Source organism: Pseudomonas taiwanensis DSM 21245 (genome assembly GCF_000425785.1).
Taxonomy (GTDB): domain Bacteria; phylum Pseudomonadota; class Gammaproteobacteria; order Pseudomonadales; family Pseudomonadaceae; genus Aquipseudomonas; species Aquipseudomonas taiwanensis.
On the sequence record NZ_AUEC01000016.1, the window covers coordinates 46,671 to 65,072 of the forward strand.

Genomic DNA, 18,402 nt, shown 5'->3' on the forward strand with positions numbered 1-18,402 from the left:
GCTAAACAGGCTACCGCTCCACCCAAGCACTACTTATGTGATGCACCGGCGATTCGTGACTGCAAGTCAAATATCCTTGGCCGCGCATGCCCTTAATCATTTCCCGGGAAACCCGCACACTGCTCGCCACTGGCAACAACGACGAACTTCATTGATCAGGAGCCTACATGAGCATTCCATCCTTCGGCCTCGGCACATTCCGTCTTACCGGCCAGGCCGTCATCGACTCGGTCACCTCCGCCCTGGAGCTGGGCTATCGGGTGATCGATACCGCGCAGATCTACAAGAACGAAGCCGAGGTCGGCGAGGCCATCGCCAAGAGCGGCGTACCTCGTGACGAGCTGTTCATCACCACGAAGATCTGGGTCGAGAACTATAGCGCCGAAAAGCTGGTTCCCAGCCTGCGCGAAAGCCTGAGCAAACTGGGCACCGCGTACGTCGATCTGCTGCTGATTCACTGGCCGGCCCCCGGCAACGGTGTCGAACCGAGCGAATACATGACGGCCTTGGCCGAGGCCAAGAAACTGGGCCTGACCCGCCAGATCGGCATCTCCAACTTCAACATCGAGCTGACCCGACAGGCAATCGAGGTGGTCGGCAAAGGCGAGATCGCCACCAACCAGATCGAACTGAGTCCTTACCTGCAAAACCGCAAGCTCGCGGCGTTCCTCAAGGAACAGGGTATTACCGTCACTTCCTACATGACACTGGCCTACGGCAAGGTCTTGAAAGACCCGGTACTGTCCGAGATCGCCAACAAGCACAAGGCCACCGTGGCACAGGTGGCATTGGCCTGGGCCATGCAACTGGGATATGCGGTGATACCGTCGTCCACCAAGCGCGAGAACCTGGCAAGCAACCTGCTGGCCCGCAGCCTGCGCCTGGACGATGGCGACATGGCGCGCATCGCTACCCTCGAGCGCAACGGCCGAGAAGTCAGCCCGGACAACCTGGCGCCCGCCTGGGACTGAAACCAGCAGCGGGCTGGGCCGCGAAGCACGCTGCGCAGTGGGTGGCGCGGGCAGTGCCCGTGTTCGCGGGCAAGCCCGTTCCTGCAGTGATCACGCTCGCTTTCAGACGACACCGTTTCACCTGCGATCTTCCCTATTTTCAAACCGGAGCTGCCGATGAGCACGCTTTCCTCCAAACGGGTTCTGTTCGCCCTCGCCATCGGCGCATTCGGCATCGGAACCACCGAGTTCACCCCCATGGGCCTGCTGCCGGTGATCGCTGACGGCGTTGGGGTCAGCATTCCCAGCGCGGGCATGCTGATTACCGCCTACGCCGTGGGCGTCATGGTCGGTGCACCGATCATGACCCTGCTGTTCAGCCGCTTCGGCAAGCGTGCCGCATTGATGGGGCTGATGAGCATCTTCACCCTGGGCAACCTGTTGTCGGCGCTGTCGCCGGACTACTACACGCTGCTGGCCTCGCGCCTGGTCACCAGCCTCAACCATGGTGCCTTCTTCGGCCTGGGCGCAGTGGTGGCCGCCAGTGTCGTACCCAAGGACAAGCAAGCGAGTGCCGTGGCCACCATGTTCATGGGCCTGACCATCGCCAACATCGGTGGCGTGCCCGCCGCCACCTGGGTGGGCCAGCAGGTCGGTTGGCGCATGGCCTTCGCTGGCACCGCCGTGCTCGGCCTGCTGGCGATGGCGACGCTGTGGTATGCACTGCCCAAAGGTGAACGCGGCAGTGTGCCTCACGTGCGCAAGGAGTTGGCAGTGATTGCCCGCCCCAGCGTGTTGCTGGCCATGGCCACCACCGTATTGGGCGCAGGCGCCATGTTCACCTTATACACCTACGTAGCGCCGGTACTTTCCGAGTTGACCGGGGCCTCGCACGCCTTCGTCACCCTCGCCCTGGTGCTGATCGGCGTGGGTTTCACCTTTGGCAACAGCCTCGGCGGACGCCTGGCCGATTGGTCGCTGGACGGGGCGGCGAAAATCTTCCTGGGCGTGCTGGCCGTGATCATGCTGCTGATGCCCCTGGTGCTGGCCAGCCATGTCGGCGCCGCTGCCGCCCTGCTGATCTGGGGGGTGTTCACCTTCGCCGTGGTCCCACCGCTGCAAATGCGGGTGATGATCGCCGCCAGCGAGGCGCCAGGACTGGCATCGTCCATCAACGTGGGCGCCTTCAACCTGGGTAATGCGTTGGGTGCGGCATTGGGTGGGGCGGTGATCAGCGTGGATCTGGGCTACGCTGCAGTGCCCATGGCGGGTGGTTTGTTGGCAGGCGCCGGGCTGCTGCTGGTCTGGCTTGGCCAGCGTGGCAAGGCCGGCCAGGCCTCCCTGAGCGACGCCGCGTAAACGGCTGGCGGGGGCTGCGTTACCCGCGCAGCCCCGGCTGGTCATCCTCGCAAGCAACCGCGCATTATTCCACCGGCCGCAACTATGAAGTGCCGGTCGCGCGGATTCTCCGCCAGCGTGCGCAATAGTAGCCTTCATCGTGCCGATCGACGAAATGGCCACACATCGTCGCCAACAGATCCGTTCCTTCCCTTCATTAGAGGAATACCACGATGTCCCGTCCTCCACTGCCACCGTTCACCCAGGCCTCGGCCATCGAAAAAGTCCGTCTCGCCGAAGACGGCTGGAACAGCCGCGATGCGGCGAAGGTCGCGCTTGCCTATACCCCGGACACCCGCTGGCGCAACCGCGTCGAGTTCGCCACCAACCGTGAACAGGCCCAGGCCTTCCTGACCCGCAAATGGAACCGCGAACTGGAATACCGCCTGATCAAGGAGCTGTGGGCGTTCACCGGCAATCGCATTGCAGTGCGTTACGCCTATGAGTACCGCGACGACAGCGGCCAATGGTTCCGTGCCTACGGCAACGAGAACTGGGAGTTCGCCGAGGACGGGCTGATGCAGAACCGCCACGCCAGCATCAACGAAATGCCCATTGCCGAAGCGGAGCGCAAATTCCGCTGGCCACTGGGCCGTCGCCCGGACGATCACCCAGGCCTCAGCGACCTGGGGCTCTGATCAATCGATCGGCAACGTGACCCTGACCTGCAGCCCACCCTCTGGGCGGTTGGTCAGGGTTACGCTCCCCCCTTGCTCAAGCACGATCGCACGCACCGTCGCCAACCCAAGCCCCACCCCTCCGGTAGTCTTGTTACGCGAGCCTTCGATACGGAAGAACGGCGCGAAGACCTGCTCATGCAATTGCGGGGCGATGCCTGGCCCACGGTCGAGCACTTGGATTTGCAACTCATCAGCGCTCACGCGCAATTCAAGCCTCGGCTCCCGGCCATACTTGGCGGCGTTGTCGATGAGGTTGACCAGCACTCGCTTGAGCGCAATCGGCCGCCCGACGTAAACCCAGTGACGCGGGCCGTCGAAAGCCACCTCCACACCGGCATCCTTGTAATCGTCCACCACCGTCTGCAGCAACTCGCCCAGGTCGAATGCCGTGGTCTGCTCGAACCGCGCATCGTCCCTGAAGAACTCGAGTGCGGCGTTGACCATGGACTCCATTTCGTCCACATCCTTGAACAGCTTCGCCTGCAATTGGCTGTCTTCGACGAACTCGCCACGTAGTCGCATCCGTGTCAACGGCGCCCGCAGATCATGGGAAATGGCGGCCAGCAGCTGCGTGCGGTCATTGAGAAAATGCTTGAGTTGCGCCTGCGTGGCGTTGAACGCGAGTATCGCCTGGCGCAGGTCATGGGGGCCGACCACCGGAATGGGCGGTGCGTTGAAGTCCTTGCCGAATCGCCGCGCACCTTCGGCAAAGCGCTCCAGTGGACTTGCCAGGTAGCGGCCAGCCAGCACGGCCACGGCAACGCTGGACGCCAGCATCAGTACGAGGATTATCAGGTAGCGGGGCAACTCATCCAGCCCCCAATTGCGCGAGGGAGCGCGAAACACCACCCATGAACGATCCGACAACTCGATCATCAGCGCATAACCCTGCCCCGCCAGCTCGGGCGGCAGGTTCGGTGGCCCGTAGGCTTCGATCCTGGCATCGGGCCGACCCAGCAACGCACGCAAGATCGGCTCGCCCTCGGGAAAGCCTGCATCCCTCACCCTGGGGATACCCGCGTCGGCATGCCGCTGCAGCCATTGCACGCGGTAGGTAGTGTCACCGGCCGCTTGGGCAATCGTCGCGCGCTGCTCCACAGGCGCGACGTCGAGGATGCGAGTGACGGAAGCGATTCGCTCGATGATTCCGCTTTGCAGCAAGGGCGGTTGCGCCCAGGTTTCCAGCACGAGACTGAGCAGGCCACGCACGGCCAGCAAAGCCAGCATCGCGACCAGCGTCGTCATCGCGATCCAGCGGGTGATGGTGATGCGGGGACGCCACCCTTTCTGACGGCCTAGCGCCCTTGCCTTCACCGCCTTACCACCGTTGGCGTGAACAGGTAACCGACGTTGCGCAGCGTGCGGATGAGCGGTTCGACCTGGCTATCGGTCTCCAGCTTGCGACGCAAGCGACTGACCTGCACATCGACGCTGCGGTCATACGCTTCATGCGTCTCACCGCGCGCAAGGTCGAGCAGTTGCTGACGGCTCAGCACTCGCCGTGGGTGCTCGGCGAACACCAACAGCAATTCGAACTCGCCATTGGACAGCGGTATCATCACCTGCTGGGGAGAGCGCAGTTCGCGCCTCACCACGTCCAGCTGCCAGCCCGAGAATTCAAGAATCGTGCGCGAATTGCCCGCCGGCACCGGGGCTTCACCGGCACGTCGCAAGACCGCCCTGACCCGGGCCAGGAGCTCACGAGCGGCGAACGGCTTGGTCAGGTAGTCATCCGCGCCCAGCTCCAGCCCTACCACGCGATCACTCAGCTCGCCCATGGCGGTGAGCATGATCACTGCCAACTGGTGCTCGGCGAGCAGTCGCTGGCACAACACCAGGCCGCTTTCGCCGGGCAGCATGACATCGAGGATGACCAGATCCGGTACCCGTCGCGCCAATGCCCGCCACAGGCCTGCACCATCGCTGGCCACCTCCACGTCATAGCCGTGCTGGCGGAGGAATTTCTGCAGCAGGTCCAGCACTTCGACATCGTCGTCGACAATCAGCAAATGACTCACACAATGGCACCACGGGAATAGGCAAGATGGCGTATTTAAGACCATCCGACCGGTGCCGTCATATATTTCAACCCGGAAACAATGCATCAGGACGGAGACAAAGCGGACATGCCCAGGCAAAAAAGCACCCGCAGCATCTGCACCCGTTCTCGTCAGGAATGCATCCATGTCTGCTTCTGTTTTGCTATCGGCATCTGCCCGCAGTGCGCTGCTGGCCCTCCTGTTGCTCAGCGCCGGGGGCTGTAGCCAACGGGCCGCTTCAACGACCCTCGCGTGCAGCGACCCCCGCTACCAGATCAGTGACCCCGCCGAGCCGGCCAACCGCGCGGTGTTTGCCTTCAACCGAGGCGTCGATGACTACATCGCGGCGCCGGTCGCCCGTGGCTATACCCAACTGCCCGAAGCCGCCCAGCAGGGCGTGCACAACTTCGTCGCCAACTTCGGTGAACCCAAGGTATGGGTAAACGACTTGCTGCAAGGCAATGTCGAACGCTCGATGACTACCCTGTCGCGGTTCATCTTCAACACCACCTTCGGCCTGGCCGGCCTGATCGACGTTTCCGGGAAGATGGGCCTGGAGCGCCACAGCGCGGACTTTGGCCAGACCTTCGGCGTCTGGAGCATCGGTGCCGGGCCTATCGTGGAACTGCCGCTGCTGGGCTCGCATAACCTGCGCGACGCCACGGGACGCGTACTGAGCCTGGCCATCGACCCGTTCGGCGACAACAGCGACACGGTCCAGACCCTGAACACCGTTGCCATGACCGGTGGCGCAGTGGCAGGACGCGCCCAGGCGCTTGCGCTGACCGACGTGCTGCAAGAGGCGCCGGACTATTACCGCGCCGTGCGCGACTACACCGCGATGGTGCGCGCCCACTATGTGGCCGAGGGCAAGGCCGGCAAGCACATTGCGTGGGTTCCTAGCTGCCGGGAGCAAGGCGATGAGTGACCCAGCCAATGCGTCGATGTTGCTGTTCAGACGCCTGGAACGTGCCGCATCGGAGTCCGTTCTGCTGCATGAATTGCAAGCCAGGGTGTCCGACGATGGCCAACACCTGATCGTGAGCCGCTACCGGGAGCATCGCACCGCACAAGGCCGTCCGCACTGCCGCGAGGTTCATCGCAGCGTGCCGATCACTGCACTGCTCAAGTGGATGGCCAAGCAAGGCGCGGTTTTGAACAGCCTCTAGAACCCGCCACAGGGCCCAGCCCGCCCCAACAGGTGCGGGCTGTTTTGCATTATCATGGCGTCATTCCTTTACACGAGTTGCCCATGAAATTCGCAATTGCGGTGTTTTCCCCGGCCCACGCGCCCTCCTCGCGTCGCGCCCTGCGCTTTGCCGAGTCGGTGTTGGCGGGCGGGCATGAAATTGTCCGACTGTTTTTCTACCAAGATGGCGTGCACAGCGCCTCGGCCAATATCGTCGCACCCCAGGATGAACTGGACTTGGCCGGCCAATGGCGCACCTTCGTCGAGCGACACCAGCTCGACGCCGTGGTGTGCATCGCCGCCGCCCTGCGTCGCGGCGTGCTCGACGATGCCGAAGCCAACCGGTACCAGCGTCCGGCGGTCAACCTGCCCAAACCCTGGGCATTGTCGGGCCTGGGCCAGTTGCACGAGGCCGCTCAGCTCGCCGATCGCCTGATCTGCTTCGGAGGCGACTGAGATGAGCAAGTCCCTGTTGATCATCAGCCGCCAGGCACCTTGGAGCGGGCCCTCGGCCCGAGAGGCGCTGGACATTGCGCTGGCCGGCGGCGCGTTCGACCTGCCATTGGCCATGCTGTTTCTCGACGATGGCGTGTTCCAGCTCACCCCAGGCCAGCAACCGTCCACCGTGCAGCAGAAAAATCTTGCCGCCAACCTGCAGGCCTTGCCGATGTTCGGTGTCGAAGCGCTTTTCGCCTGCGGCCACAGCCTGAACCGGCGCGGCCTGAGCGACCAAGCCTTGGCGCTGCCAGTGCAAGTAATGGAAGACGAGGCCCTTGCTGAACTGATCGCCCGTTTCGACCTGGTGGTGACCCTCTGATGACGACCCTGCATGTTATTGCCCACTCCCCCTTTGGCGATGACCGCCTGAACAGTTGCCTGCGCCTGCTGGGTGCCGGGGATGGCTTGCTGCTGTGCGGCGACGCGGTGTACGCCCTGCGCCCGGGCAGCGAACCCTATGCTGCGCTGCAGGCCAGCGGCCTCGGACAACGCCTGTTCGCCCTCGAAGAAGACCTGCAGGCGCGCGCCCTCGATAGCGACCTGGCCAAGCCTGTCGATTACCCGGCTTTCGTCGCGCTTTCGCTGGAATATGACAAGGTCAACAGCTGGCTATGAGTACCCTGACTGTCGGTGATCGCGACATCGCCCTGGACAAAGACGGCTTCCTGGTCGACCTGCAAGACTGGTCGCATCCGGTTGCCGAAGCCCTCGCTAGCCGCGAAGGCATTTCCCTGACCGCGGATCACTGGGAAATCCTCGCTTTGCTGCGTCAGTTCTATGAGGAATACCAGCTGTCCCCGGCCACCCGCCCGCTCATCAAGTACACCGCGCTCAAGCTGGGCCCGGAGAAGGGCAACAGCCCGCACCTGAACCGCCTGTTCAATGGCACGCCCGCCAAACTCGCCGCCAAGCTGGCGGGCCTGCCCAAGCCGACCAACTGTATATGACCGAGCCGATGACCAACAGCCCGCGCCCACTCACTCTGCAAACCCCGGCCGAGCACCCTTTCGCCGAATTCGTACGCATTCTGGGCAAGGGTAAGCGCGGCGCCCGTAGCCTGACCCGTGAGGAAGCCCGCGCCGCGATGGCCATGCTGCTCGAAGGCCAGGTCGAGGACACTCAGCTGGGTGCATTCCTGATGCTGTTGCGGCACAAGGAAGAAAGTGCCGAGGAGCTGGCCGGTTTCACCGAAGCCCTGCGGGCACACCTGCAAGCACCCTCGATGGCCGTCGATCTGGATTGGCCCAGCTATGCCGGCAAGAAGCGCCACCTGCCCTGGTTCCTGCTGTCGGCCAAATGCCTGGCCCAAAACGGTGTGCGCATCCTGCTGCACGGCGGCGGCGCGCACACTGCCGGACGTCTGTACACCGAGCAACTGCTCGACCTGCTGCACATTCCGCTGTGCCGCGACTGGGCAGCGGTGTCCAGTGCCCTGGACCAGCAGCAACTGGCGTTCATCCCACTGCAAGACTGGGCCCCCCAGTTGCAACGCATGATCGACCTGCGCAACACCCTTGGCTTACGCTCACCGATTCACTCCCTGGCCCGGGTGCTCAATCCTTTGGGTGCCCGCTGTGGCCTGCAGAGCATCTTCCACCCCGGCTACCAGGCCGTGCATCGCGAGGCCAGCCGCCTGCTTGGCGACCATGCCGTGGTCATCAAGGGCGATGGAGGCGAAATCGAGGTCAACCCCGATGTCATCAGCCACTTGTACGGCACCTCCGCCGGCGAGGCATGGGACGAGGAATGGCCGGCACTCAGTGAGCGCCGTCATGTCAAGCCAGCCAGCCTGCAACCGGAACATCTAATGACGGTATGGCGGGGCGAGGCACAGGACAGCTATGGCGAAATGGCCGTGGTCGCGACGATGGCCTTGGCGTTGCGAGGGCTTGGACAATCGCGGGAGGAGGCCTTCGAAACCGCTCGCCACTACTGGACCGCGCGCAAACAATCGAAATAGCCGATCAAAGCCCCCCAGTCTTTGCGCTATTTATTCGAACGTTTTCACCTAGACTGGGCTCCAACGACAAACACTTTGTTCCGAGGAGCTCAGCATGGGCCTTTTGATCGACGGCCGCTGGCACGACCAGTGGTATGAAAACGGCAAGGACGGCGCCTTCAAACGTGAAAACGCCCAACGCCGCAACGCGCTACCCGCTCCTGAAGCCGGCCGCTACCATCTGTATGTCTCGCTGGCCTGTCCATGGGCCCATCGCACCCTGATCGTACGCGCCCTCAAAGGGCTCGAACCCCTGATCGACGTGTCGGTGGTGAGCTGGCTGATGGGCGAAAACGGCTGGACTTTCGACGTCCAGAACGGCTCCACCGGCGATCACCTGGACGCACTGAGCTACCTGCACCAGCGCTATACCCAAGACGATCCGCATTACACCGGGCGCGTCACCGTGCCTGTGCTGTGGGACAAACAGCAAAAGCGCATCGTCAACAACGAGTCGTCCGAGATCATTCGGATCTTCAACACGGCGTTCAACGAACTGACCGGCAACCTGCTGGACCTGTATCCCGAGCCGCTGCGCCCGACCATCGACGCGCTCAATGCCCGTATCTACCCTACGGTGAACAATGGTGTTTACCGCGCAGGCTTCGCCACCACACAAGAAGCCTATGAGGCTGCGTTCGACGATGTGTTCAATGAACTGGACGCCCTGGAAGACCTGCTAAGCCGCCAGCGCTACCTGGCCGGTGAGTACCTGACCGAAGCCGATGTGCGCTTGTTCACCACGCTCATACGTTTCGATGCGGTGTACCACGGCCACTTCAAGTGCAACCTGCGTCGTCTGGCCGACTATCCGAACCTGTCCAACTGGCTGCGTGAACTGTACCAATGGCCCGGCGTTGCGCAGACGGTGAACATGGAGCACATCCAGAAGCACTATTACATGAGTCACAAGACCATCAACCCGACAGGCATCGTGCCAAAGGGGCCGCTGCAGGACTTCAACCTGCCACACGATCGGCAACGCTTGGTGGGTAAAGGCATCTGGAAAGACTGAAATAACGGGGGCCGCTAAGCGGCCCCGGTTACTCAATCTTGCTGCGACCCTTCGAACCAGGCCAGCTTCTCACGCAATTTCACCACCTCCCCCACGATCACCAGGGTCGGCGCATGCACTTCGTGCCGGGCCACAAGCTCTGGCAGATCTGCCAGGGTGCCGGTGAACACCCGCTGATTTCGCGTAGTCCCCTGCTGCACCAGCGCCGCAGGCGTGCTGGCCGCCCGGCCATGGCGAATCAGTTCTGCGCAAATGGTCGGCAACCCCACCAACCCCATGTAGAACACCAACGTCTGGGCAGGCGCGACCAAGTCATTCCAAGGCAGGTTGCTGGTGCCGTCCTTGAGATGGCCAGTGACGAAGCGCACCGATTGCGCATAGTCACGATGGGTCAACGGAATACCGCCGTAGGCAGAGCAACCACTGGCCGCGGTAATGCCCGGTACTACCTGGAACGGGATACCCTGTTCGGCCAGCTCCTCGATCTCCTCGCCACCGCGGCCAAAGATGAACGGATCACCGCCCTTGAGCCGCAGTACACGCTTGCCCTGGCGGGCCAGATCGACCAGCAGGCGGTTGATCTGGTCCTGCGGCACGGCATGGTCGGAGCGGCGCTTGCCCACGTAGATACGCTCGGCATCACGCCGGCACATCTCGATGATCGCCGGGGCCACCAGACGGTCGTACAACACCACATCGGCTTGCTGCATCAGGCGCAAGGCACGGAAGGTCAGCAAGTCTGGATCGCCAGGACCGGCCCCCACCAGATACACCTCACCACCCTGCTGCACCGGCGCGCCCTCGACCATGGCCTGCAGCAGGCGCTCGGCCTCGGCGCCCTGCCCGGCCAACTGGCGCTCGGCGATGGGGCCTTGGAACACCGTCTCCCAGAAGCCCCGACGCTGATTGACATCCGGATACAAGCCCTTGACCTTGTCACGGAACCGCGCAGCCAGGCCAGCGAGTTCGCCATAGGCCGACGGAATCCAGGCCTCGAGCTTGGCGCGGATCAACCGCGCCAGCACCGGGGCATCGCCGCCACTGGAAACCGCCACCACCAGGGGTGAGCGGTCGACGATCGCCGGGAAGATCACCGTGCACAGCGCCGGGGCATCCACCACGTTGACCGGCAGGCTGCGTGCCTGGGCATCGGCCGAGACCTGGGCGTTGAGCGCAGTGTCATCGGTCGCGGCAATAACCAGACGGCAGCCGTCCAGATCGCTCATGCGATAGCCACGCACCTGCACCTCGCCGCCACCTTCATGGGCCAGCGCGGCCAACTGGCTGTCGACCTCGGGCGCGACCACCCGCAGCACGGCGCCGGCATCGGCCAGCAGGCGCGCTTTGCGCAAAGCGATTTCGCCACCGCCGACGACCAGTACGCGGCCGCCTTGCAGCTTGTGGAACAGGGGCAGGAAATCCATTTAGCGGATGACCTCGACACCACCCATGTATGGCTTGAGCACCTCGGGCACGCGGATCGAGCCATCGGCCTGCTGGTAGTTCTCCAGAACAGCCACCAGGGTGCGGCCGACCGCCAGGCCAGAGCCGTTGAGGGTGTGCACCAGCTCAGGCTTGCCGGTTTCCGGGTTACGCCAGCGCGCCTGCATGCGTCGGGCCTGGAAGTCACCGCAGTTGGAGCACGAGCTGATTTCGCGGTACTTGTCCTGGCTAGGCACCCACACTTCCAGGTCGTAGGTCTTCACCGCACCGAAGCCCATGTCGCCGGTGCACAGCGCCAGCACGCGATAGGGCAGTTCCAGCAGCTGGAGCACGCGCTCGGCATTGGCGGTCAGGCCTTCCAGCGCTTCCATGGACTTGGACGGCTCGACGATCTGCACCATCTCGACCTTGTCGAACTGGTGCTGACGGATCATGCCGCGGGTGTCGCGGCCGGAGGCGCCCGCTTCGCTGCGGAAGCAAGGCGTGTGGGCAACCAACTTGAGCGGCAATTGCTTGGCATCAAGAATCTGGTCGGCCACCAGGTTGGTCAGCGACACTTCGGCGGTAGGAATCAGGTAGAAGTCGGCTTCGCCATCGCGGCTGATCTTGAACAGATCTTCCTCGAACTTCGGCAACTGACCGGTACCCTGCAGGGCCGGGGCTTGCACCATGTACGGGGTGTAGTGTTCCTCGTAGCCGTGTTCACCGGTGTGCAGGTTGATCATGAACTGCGCCAGGGCGCGGTGCAGACGGGCGATCGGGCCACGCAGCACGGCGAAGCGGGCACCGGACAGCTTGGCTGCGGCTTCGAAGTCCAGGCCTTTGCTGATTTCGCCCAAGGCCACATGGTCCTTGATTTCGAAATCGAAGGCACGCGGCGTGCCCCAGCGGCGCACTTCGACGTTGTCTTCTTCGCTCGCGCCGACCGGTACGCTGGCATCCGGCAGGTTGGGGATGGTCAGAAGAATGCCGTCCAGCTCAGCCTGGATACCATCGAGTTCAGCCTTGCCAGCGGCCAGCTCGTTGGCCATGCGCTCGACATCGGCCATCAGCGGCGCAATGTCCTCGCCCTTGGCCTTGGCCTGGCCAATGGACTTGGAGCGGGCATTGCGCTCAGCCTGTAGTTGCTCGGTACGGGTCTGCACCGCCTTGCGGCGCTCTTCCAGTGATTCGATGCGCGCGACATCCAGGCTGAAGCCACGGGAGGCCAGGCGATCCGCCACTTCCTGAAGTTGGCCGCGTAACAGTTTGGCATCGAGCATATCGTTCTCTCGTTATGTTTAGGTTGGTTCAGAATCGAGTCAGGGACAGGCCGGCCCAGGTTGCGAGCAAGCCCCCCATCACGCTAATACCGGTATAGCCCAAGGCGAGCGGTACCTGCCCGCTTTCCATCAGGCGCACGGTATCGAGCGAGAAAGAGGAAAAAGTTGTAAGGCCGCCGAGGAAGCCGACAATCAGCCCGGCGCGCAGCTCGACCGGCGCCAGCGGCTTGTGCAGGAACAGGCCGTAAAGCAGGCCGATCAGCAGGCAACCTACCAGGTTGACCGCCAGCGTACCGAGATAGAAGTGCCGTGGCCAGTGGGCCGATACCCAGTTCGAGGTGGCGAAGCGCAGCAGTGTGCCAGCGATGCCACCCGCACTGACGGCGGCGATGAGTGCGATCATGGTTTTCTCCGCTGCCGTGGGCTGTTGCGATCCAGGTCAGCCAGATGGCGAAGCTTTTCGCCGATTTTCAGTTCCAGGCCGCGGGGCACCGGCTGGTAATACTGGCGGGGTTCAAGCTGCTCGGGGAAGTAATCTTCACCAGCGGCGTAAGCATCCGGCTCGTCATGGGCATAGCGGTACTCTTCGCCATACCCCAGTTGTTTCATCAGCTTGGTCGGCGCGTTGCGCAGGTGCAGCGGCACCTCCAGCGAGCCATGCTCGGCGGCCTCACGCAACGCCGTCTTGAAGCCCATGTAGACGGCGTTGCTCTTTGGCGCGCAGGCAATGTAGGTGATGGCCTGCGCCACCGCCAGCTCACCCTCGGGACTACCCAGGCGTTCCTGGACATCCCAGGCCGCCAGGCACAGGCTCAGCGCACGAGGGTCGGCGTTGCCGATGTCCTCACTGGCCATGCGCACCACCCGGCGTGCGATGTACAGCGGGTCGCAGCCGCCGTCGAGCATGCGCGCGAACCAGTACAGGGCCGCGTCGGGATTGGAACCACGCACCGATTTGTGCAGCGCCGAAATCTGGTCGTAGAACGCCTCGCCGCCCTTGTCGAAACGGCGACGGCTGTCGCCGAGCAGGCTTTGCAGCAGGTCGACACCGATCTCTCCACCGTCCTCTGCCAGGTCCGAGGCGTTTTCGAGGAAATTGAGCATGCGTCGGCCATCGCCATCGGCGGCCGCCATCAGCATCTTGAAGGCATCGTCGCCTACCCGCAGGTTGCGCTTGCCCAGGCCGCGCTCTTCACTCAACGCGCGGTCAACCAGCTTGCGCAACGCCGGCTCGTCAAGGCTCTTGAGCACATACACCCGCGCCCGCGACAGCAAGGCGTTGTTCAATTCGAAGGACGGGTTCTCAGTGGTAGCGCCGATGAAAATCAGCGTGCCATCTTCCACATATGGCAGGAAGGCGTCCTGTTGGGACTTGTTGAAGCGATGCACCTCGTCGACGAACAGGATGGTGCGCCGACCGTACTGCCCCGCCTGCTGCTTGGCCACCTCAACCGCCTGACGGATCTCCTTGACCCCGGCCAGCACCGCGGAAACCGTTTCGAAGTGAGCATCGCAGAACTGCGCCAGTAACCGCGCCAGGGTGGTCTTGCCCACCCCGGGCGGTCCCCAGAAAATCATCGAGTGCAACGCACCCTGCTCCAGCGCCTCGCGCAGCGGCTTGCCGCGCGCCAGCAGGTGCTCCTGGCCGACGTACTCGTCCAGGTTCGCCGGACGCAGGCGGGCCGCCAGGGGCTGGGCGACGGGTTCGCTTCGAAACAGGTCCATGGCGGGCTCTGGTTACTCCTTGATGACGTCCGCGCCTTTCGGGACGTCGAACTTGAACTTGCTGTCCGGCACCGCCTGGTTGGCCTTCACCCCGTTGAACAGGATATTGGTGCGCTGGCCGACACTGTCGATCAGTTGCATGTCGTTGACCAAACCCTTGCGGAAAGAAATACGCAGGGAATCGAACAGGGTGTCCTTGGTCTTGGGCTTCAAGGTGAAGTCCATGACTTCGCCCTGCTCCTTGGAGGTGATGTCGAAACTCTGGCTGATCTTCGACACATCACCGGACAGCAGCAACGCCGGGGTCTGGTTCAGGCGCACGTCGAGCTTCTTGATGGTCGCCTGCTCAAGGTCAGGGTCCCACAGGGTGACGTTCTTGCCGTCGGAAACCACCACCTGCTCCTGGGGTGCGTCGGTGTGCCAGTAGAACAGGCCGGGACGTTTTACCGTCATCTTGCCGCTGGTTTCCTGCAGGCTCGTGCCACTGGCATCCAGGGTCAGCTGAGAGAAGTTGGCCTCGATGGTCTGGGACTTCTCCAGCAATTGGGTCAGACGCTGTACATCCTGCTCACCAGCGTAAGCCGACAGGGAGCCCAGGGTAAGGGCAGAAACCAACAGCATGCGAATCGCGCGCATGGGAATCCTCATTGAGCATTGAATAGGCCGGATGCCACCGTTGGCACCCGGCAAGGTGTGATCAATCGCGTGGGCCGCCCGGGGCAATCACTTCGCGGGAACCGTTGCTGTTCATCGGGGTGACGACACCGGCCATTTCCATCGCTTCGATCATACGCGCGGCACGGTTGTAACCGATCTTCAGCTTGCGCTGCACCGCCGAAATGGAGGCGCGCCGGCTCTCGAGCACGAACTGCACGGCCTCATCATACAAGGCATCGCTTTCCGAATCGTCACCGTCGCCGCCACCGCCGCCGCCTTCGAAGCCGCTTCCGGCTTCTTCGACGCCGTTGAGGATGTCGTCGTTGTAGTCCGGCGCCCCTCGGAGCTTCCAGGCCTCTACCACCCGATGCACTTCATCGTCGGAGACGAACGCACCGTGCACGCGGATCGGCAGGCTAGTGCCCGGAGGCATGTAGAGCATGTCGCCGTGGCCCAGCAATTGTTCGGCGCCACCCTGGTCGATGATCGTCCGCGAGTCGATCTTGCTCGATACCTGGAACGCCATGCGGGTCGGAATGTTGGCCTTGATCAAGCCGGTGATCACATCCACCGACGGGCGCTGGGTCGCGAGGATCAGGTGAATGCCCGCGGCACGTGCCTTCTGGGCAATACGGGCGATCAGCTCTTCGACCTTCTTGCCGACGATCATCATCATGTCGGCAAATTCGTCGACGATCACCACGATGGTTGGCAGGGTCTTCAGCGCTGGTGGCTCGTCGTCCATGCTCTCGCGACGGTACAGCGGGTCATGGATGATTTCGCCGGCTTCCTGGGCGTCCTTGATCTTGCGGTTGAAGCCCGCCAGGTTACGCACGCCCATGGCCGCCATCAGCTTGTAGCGCCGCTCCATCTCGGCCACGCTCCAGCGCAGGGCGTTGGCGGCGTCCTTCATGTCGGTGACCACCGGGCACAGCAGGTGCGGGATGCCTTCGTAGATCGACAGCTCAAGCATCTTCGGGTCGATCATGATCAACCGCGCGTCTTCGGGGCTGGACTTGAACAGAATCGACAGGATCATCGCGTTCACACCGACCGACTTACCGGAGCCGGTGGTACCGGCCACCAGCAGGTGTGGCATCTTGGCCAGGTCGGTGATCACTGGCTTGCCGCCGATGTCGTGACCCAGGGCCAGGGTGACCGGCGACTTCTGCTCATCGTACTGCGGCGTGGCGAGAACCTCGGAGAACCGCACCATCTGCCGGTTTTCGTTGGGGATCTCGATACCCACGGTAGTCTTGCCAGGAATGACTTCGACCACCCGCACGCTGGTTACCGCCAGGGAACGCGCCAGGTCCTTTGCCAGGTTGGCGATACGGCTGACCTTGACCCCGGCCGCAGGTTGTATTTCGTAACGGGTAATGACCGGGCCCGGGTGGATCGAGTCCACCGAGACTTCCACGCCGAATTCCTTGAGCTTGATTTCCAGCAGTTGGCCGACACCGGCCAGGGACTCTGGCGAATACTCGATCTTCTTCTGCTCGGCCGGGTCGAGAATGGAAATCGACGGCAAGGTGCCTTCCACGGCGCTGTCGACGAACAACGGCGCTTGTTTTTCCTTCATCACCCGCTTGCTCGGCTCTGCTGGCTTGGCCGGCGTTGGCGCAATGATCACCGGTGCCGTTGGCTGCTCGCGCGACACTGCGGGCTCACGCGCCAGCACGGGCCGAATCGGGGTCTCGTCGCGTTCGACGCTGCGCTCGCGCGGTTGCGGTTGTGGTTGCTGCGGTTTGGCCGGCTCGCGCTTCTCGGCGGCCATCGGCGCCACATCGAAGACTGGCTCGTCGACCTCACGCAGTTGCGCCACCAGGCGCTTGCGCTCGTTGCGGGCTTCCCACCAGCGATTGGCTGCGCCCTGCACCAGCTCGAACAGGTCAAGGGTGATCTTGCCGGTCATGTCCATCACCTTGAACCACGACAGGTCGGTGAACACGGTCAGGCCGAACAGGAACAAGGCAATGAACATCAGCGTGCTGCCCTGCACATTCAACAGATTGCGCGCCAGGTCGCCGAGGCTTTCGCCCAAGGCCCCACCCGCGGAAAACGGCAGGCTCTCGGGCGGATGGAAATGGATATGCGCCAGCGCCGCACCGGACAGCACCAGGAACACCAAACCGATCAGGCGCCAGGAGAACAGCCAGCCGCTCCACTGCCAGGGCTGGTGGCGCTCACGGAAGATCTGCCAGGTCTTGATCGCCAGCAGCAGCGGGAAGATATAGGCGAAATAACCCAGCACCATGAACAGGATGTCGGCGAAGTAGGCACCGGCGCGCCCAGCGGCATTCTGCACCTGCTCGACGTTGCTGGTGTGGCTGAAGCCCGGGTCCGAGGTGTCGTAGGTCAGCAGGGCCATCCACAGGTACAGGCACAGGGCGCCGACAGCGATCAACGCACCTTCCTTAAGGCGGTAGTGCAGCTGCTGCCGCCACTGGGGCACTGGCAAAGGGGCTGGAGTTGCGGTGGATTTCTTCAAAACGCGTCTATTCCTGCGCGTGGTGCGCGTCCAATAGTGATCGGCCGGTCACTGGCCAATGAACCACTACTTTTAACATTACTGCCCGCCTGCCGCCATGGCGGCACGCCGTATGGCCGGCTTAGCGGGCGACTTTCGTATAGGTGCAATTTGAGCACGCATTTTCTTTCGTGACAAAGGCTTATGCTGTGTTTTTGCACAGGTGTGACAGCAAATGTGGTGGATGGTGCCGATGGGAACATGAATGTGTAGGAAATTACCGGCAGCCCAGCCAGACAGCGCTGGCATTGACCCCATACGCCTGGCGCGCCATGCTGCCCTCTCCCCTCCCCCACCGCACGATAGACCATGCTGACCTGGCTGACCCGCGACTCGCTCACCTTCCCTCCCCTGGAAAAGGCCCTGCATGACCCCAATGGCCTGCTGGCCGCCGGTGGCGACCTGAGCCCCGAGCGCCTGGTCCAGGCTTACCGACATGGCTGCTTCCCGTGGTACCAGGATGGCCAGCCGATCCTGTGGTGGTCGCCCGACCCCCGCACGGTGCTGTTTCCAGACGAGCTGCACATCTCCAGGTCCCTGGCCAAGCTGATGCGCCAAGGCCGCTACCAGGTGAGTTTCGACACCGACTTTCCTGCCGTCATCGCCGCCTGCGCGGCACCTCGGGATTATGCCGACGGCACCTGGATCACCGACACCATGCGCGCCGCCTACTGCGAACTGCACCGGCGCGGCATCGCGCACTCGGTGGAAGTGCGCCAGAACGGCGAGCTGGTGGGTGGCTTGTACGGCCTGGCCATGGGTCGACTGTTTTTCGGGGAGTCGATGTTCAGCCGTGCCGACAACGCCTCCAAGGTCGGTTTCGTGACGCTGGTCAACCACCTGCGCCAGGCCGGATTCGTGCTGATCGACTGCCAGATGCCCACCGACCACCTGCATAGCCTTGGCGCCCGCGCCATCAGCCGCGCCGAGTTCGCAAGCTACCTCAACCGCCACCTCGACCAGCCCAACAGCGCCACCTGGGTTCCCTAGGCGAGTTCTGCCAGCTGGCTTACACTT

The 18,402-nt window shown here is 63.1% G+C and carries 20 protein-coding genes; 12 read left to right on the forward strand and 8 right to left on the reverse strand.

What is annotated here, in order from left to right; genetic code table 11:
* The first annotated feature begins 167 nt into the window (after nt 1-167).
* The 3 genes from dkgB to H620_RS0107490 all read left to right on the forward strand — a co-directional run bounded on the left by dkgB (nt 168) and on the right by H620_RS0107490 (nt 2,986).
* Nucleotides 168-971 carry a 2,5-didehydrogluconate reductase DkgB gene (gene dkgB / locus H620_RS0107480; RefSeq protein ID WP_027907067.1) on the forward strand — a complete coding sequence of 268 codons (804 nt, stop codon included), beginning with the start codon at nt 168-170 and terminating at the stop codon, nt 969-971.
* Between the two features lie 156 nt (nt 972-1,127).
* Nucleotides 1,128-2,309 carry an MFS transporter gene (locus H620_RS0107485; RefSeq protein ID WP_023381074.1) on the forward strand — a complete coding sequence of 394 codons (1,182 nt, stop codon included), beginning with the start codon at nt 1,128-1,130 and terminating at the stop codon, nt 2,307-2,309.
* 212 nt (nt 2,310-2,521) lie between these two features.
* Complete coding sequence (locus H620_RS0107490) at nt 2,522-2,986, forward strand: nuclear transport factor 2 family protein (protein WP_023381075.1); 465 nt, start codon at nt 2,522-2,524, stop codon at nt 2,984-2,986.
* On the opposite strand, the gene H620_RS0107495 is transcribed toward H620_RS0107490, so the two are convergent.
* Together H620_RS0107495 and H620_RS0107500 are read right to left on the reverse strand one after the other, a co-directional pair.
* Complete coding sequence (locus H620_RS0107495; RefSeq protein WP_023381076.1) at nt 2,987-4,273, reverse strand: ATP-binding protein; 1,287 nt, start codon at nt 4,271-4,273, stop codon at nt 2,987-2,989.
* Between the two features lie 65 nt (nt 4,274-4,338).
* The gene (locus H620_RS0107500; RefSeq protein ID WP_023381077.1) at nt 4,339-5,046 is read right to left on the reverse strand and encodes a response regulator; all 708 of its coding nucleotides are present in this window, start codon (nt 5,044-5,046) and stop codon (nt 4,339-4,341) included.
* A gap of 166 nt (nt 5,047-5,212) precedes the next feature.
* Here H620_RS0107500 and H620_RS0107505 point away from each other — a divergent pair, with 166 nt between their 5' ends.
* From H620_RS0107505 to H620_RS0107540, 8 genes are all read left to right on the forward strand, one after another.
* Complete coding sequence (locus tag H620_RS0107505) at nt 5,213-5,995, forward strand: MlaA family lipoprotein (protein ID WP_027907069.1); 783 nt, start codon at nt 5,213-5,215, stop codon at nt 5,993-5,995.
* Entirely contained in the window at nt 5,988-6,236 is a 249-nt protein-coding gene (locus tag H620_RS0107510; RefSeq protein WP_023381079.1) for a hypothetical protein, read from the forward strand. Before H620_RS0107505 ends, H620_RS0107510 begins: the two co-directional genes overlap by 8 nt.
* An 83-nt stretch (nt 6,237-6,319) precedes the next feature.
* Complete coding sequence (tusD, locus tag H620_RS0107515; protein ID WP_027907070.1) at nt 6,320-6,712, forward strand: sulfurtransferase complex subunit TusD; 393 nt, start codon at nt 6,320-6,322, stop codon at nt 6,710-6,712.
* A 1-nt stretch (nt 6,713) separates the two neighbouring features.
* Entirely contained in the window at nt 6,714-7,073 is a 360-nt protein-coding gene (gene tusC / locus H620_RS0107520) for a sulfurtransferase complex subunit TusC (protein ID WP_027907071.1), read from the forward strand.
* The gene (gene tusB, locus H620_RS0107525) at nt 7,073-7,369 is read left to right on the forward strand and encodes a sulfurtransferase complex subunit TusB (RefSeq protein WP_023381082.1); all 297 of its coding nucleotides are present in this window, start codon (nt 7,073-7,075) and stop codon (nt 7,367-7,369) included. The genes tusC and tusB overlap by 1 nt, the downstream gene beginning before the upstream one ends.
* Nucleotides 7,366-7,701, forward strand: coding sequence for a TusE/DsrC/DsvC family sulfur relay protein (locus H620_RS0107530; RefSeq protein ID WP_027907072.1), 336 nt, complete (start codon nt 7,366-7,368; stop codon nt 7,699-7,701). The genes tusB and H620_RS0107530 overlap by 4 nt, the downstream gene beginning before the upstream one ends.
* 8 nt (nt 7,702-7,709) lie before the next feature.
* Complete coding sequence (locus H620_RS0107535) at nt 7,710-8,714, forward strand: glycosyl transferase family protein (RefSeq protein ID WP_371919392.1); 1,005 nt, start codon at nt 7,710-7,712, stop codon at nt 8,712-8,714.
* Nucleotides 8,715-8,808: 94 nt separating this feature from the next.
* Nucleotides 8,809-9,768, forward strand: coding sequence for a glutathione S-transferase family protein (locus tag H620_RS0107540; protein WP_023381085.1), 960 nt, complete (start codon nt 8,809-8,811; stop codon nt 9,766-9,768).
* 32 nt (nt 9,769-9,800) lie between these two features.
* Here the strand turns inward: H620_RS0107540 and cysG are convergent, their stop codons facing one another.
* The 6 genes from cysG to H620_RS0107570 all read right to left on the reverse strand — a co-directional run bounded on the left by cysG (nt 9,801) and on the right by H620_RS0107570 (nt 17,346).
* Nucleotides 9,801-11,192: a siroheme synthase CysG gene (gene cysG / locus H620_RS0107545; protein ID WP_023381086.1), complete on the reverse strand. Its 1,392-nt coding sequence runs from the start codon at nt 11,190-11,192 to the stop codon at nt 9,801-9,803.
* On the reverse strand, nt 11,193-12,473 hold the full coding sequence (gene serS / locus H620_RS0107550) for a serine--tRNA ligase (RefSeq protein WP_023381087.1): 1,281 nt from the start codon (nt 12,471-12,473) through the stop codon (nt 11,193-11,195).
* Between the two features lie 28 nt (nt 12,474-12,501).
* Complete coding sequence (gene crcB, locus H620_RS0107555) at nt 12,502-12,876, reverse strand: fluoride efflux transporter CrcB (protein WP_023381088.1); 375 nt, start codon at nt 12,874-12,876, stop codon at nt 12,502-12,504.
* Complete coding sequence (locus H620_RS0107560) at nt 12,873-14,198, reverse strand: replication-associated recombination protein A (protein WP_023381089.1); 1,326 nt, start codon at nt 14,196-14,198, stop codon at nt 12,873-12,875. The genes crcB and H620_RS0107560 overlap by 4 nt, the downstream gene beginning before the upstream one ends.
* Before the next feature lie 12 nt (nt 14,199-14,210).
* Complete coding sequence (gene lolA / locus H620_RS0107565; RefSeq protein ID WP_023381090.1) at nt 14,211-14,834, reverse strand: outer membrane lipoprotein periplasmic chaperone LolA; 624 nt, start codon at nt 14,832-14,834, stop codon at nt 14,211-14,213.
* Between the two features lie 61 nt (nt 14,835-14,895).
* The gene (locus tag H620_RS0107570; RefSeq protein ID WP_023381091.1) at nt 14,896-17,346 is read right to left on the reverse strand and encodes a DNA translocase FtsK; all 2,451 of its coding nucleotides are present in this window, start codon (nt 17,344-17,346) and stop codon (nt 14,896-14,898) included.
* Nucleotides 17,347-17,694: 348 nt separating this feature from the next.
* Here H620_RS0107570 and aat point away from each other — a divergent pair, with 348 nt between their 5' ends.
* The gene (aat, locus tag H620_RS0107575) at nt 17,695-18,375 is read left to right on the forward strand and encodes a leucyl/phenylalanyl-tRNA--protein transferase (RefSeq protein WP_023381092.1); all 681 of its coding nucleotides are present in this window, start codon (nt 17,695-17,697) and stop codon (nt 18,373-18,375) included.
* Nucleotides 18,376-18,402 lie beyond the last annotated feature (27 nt).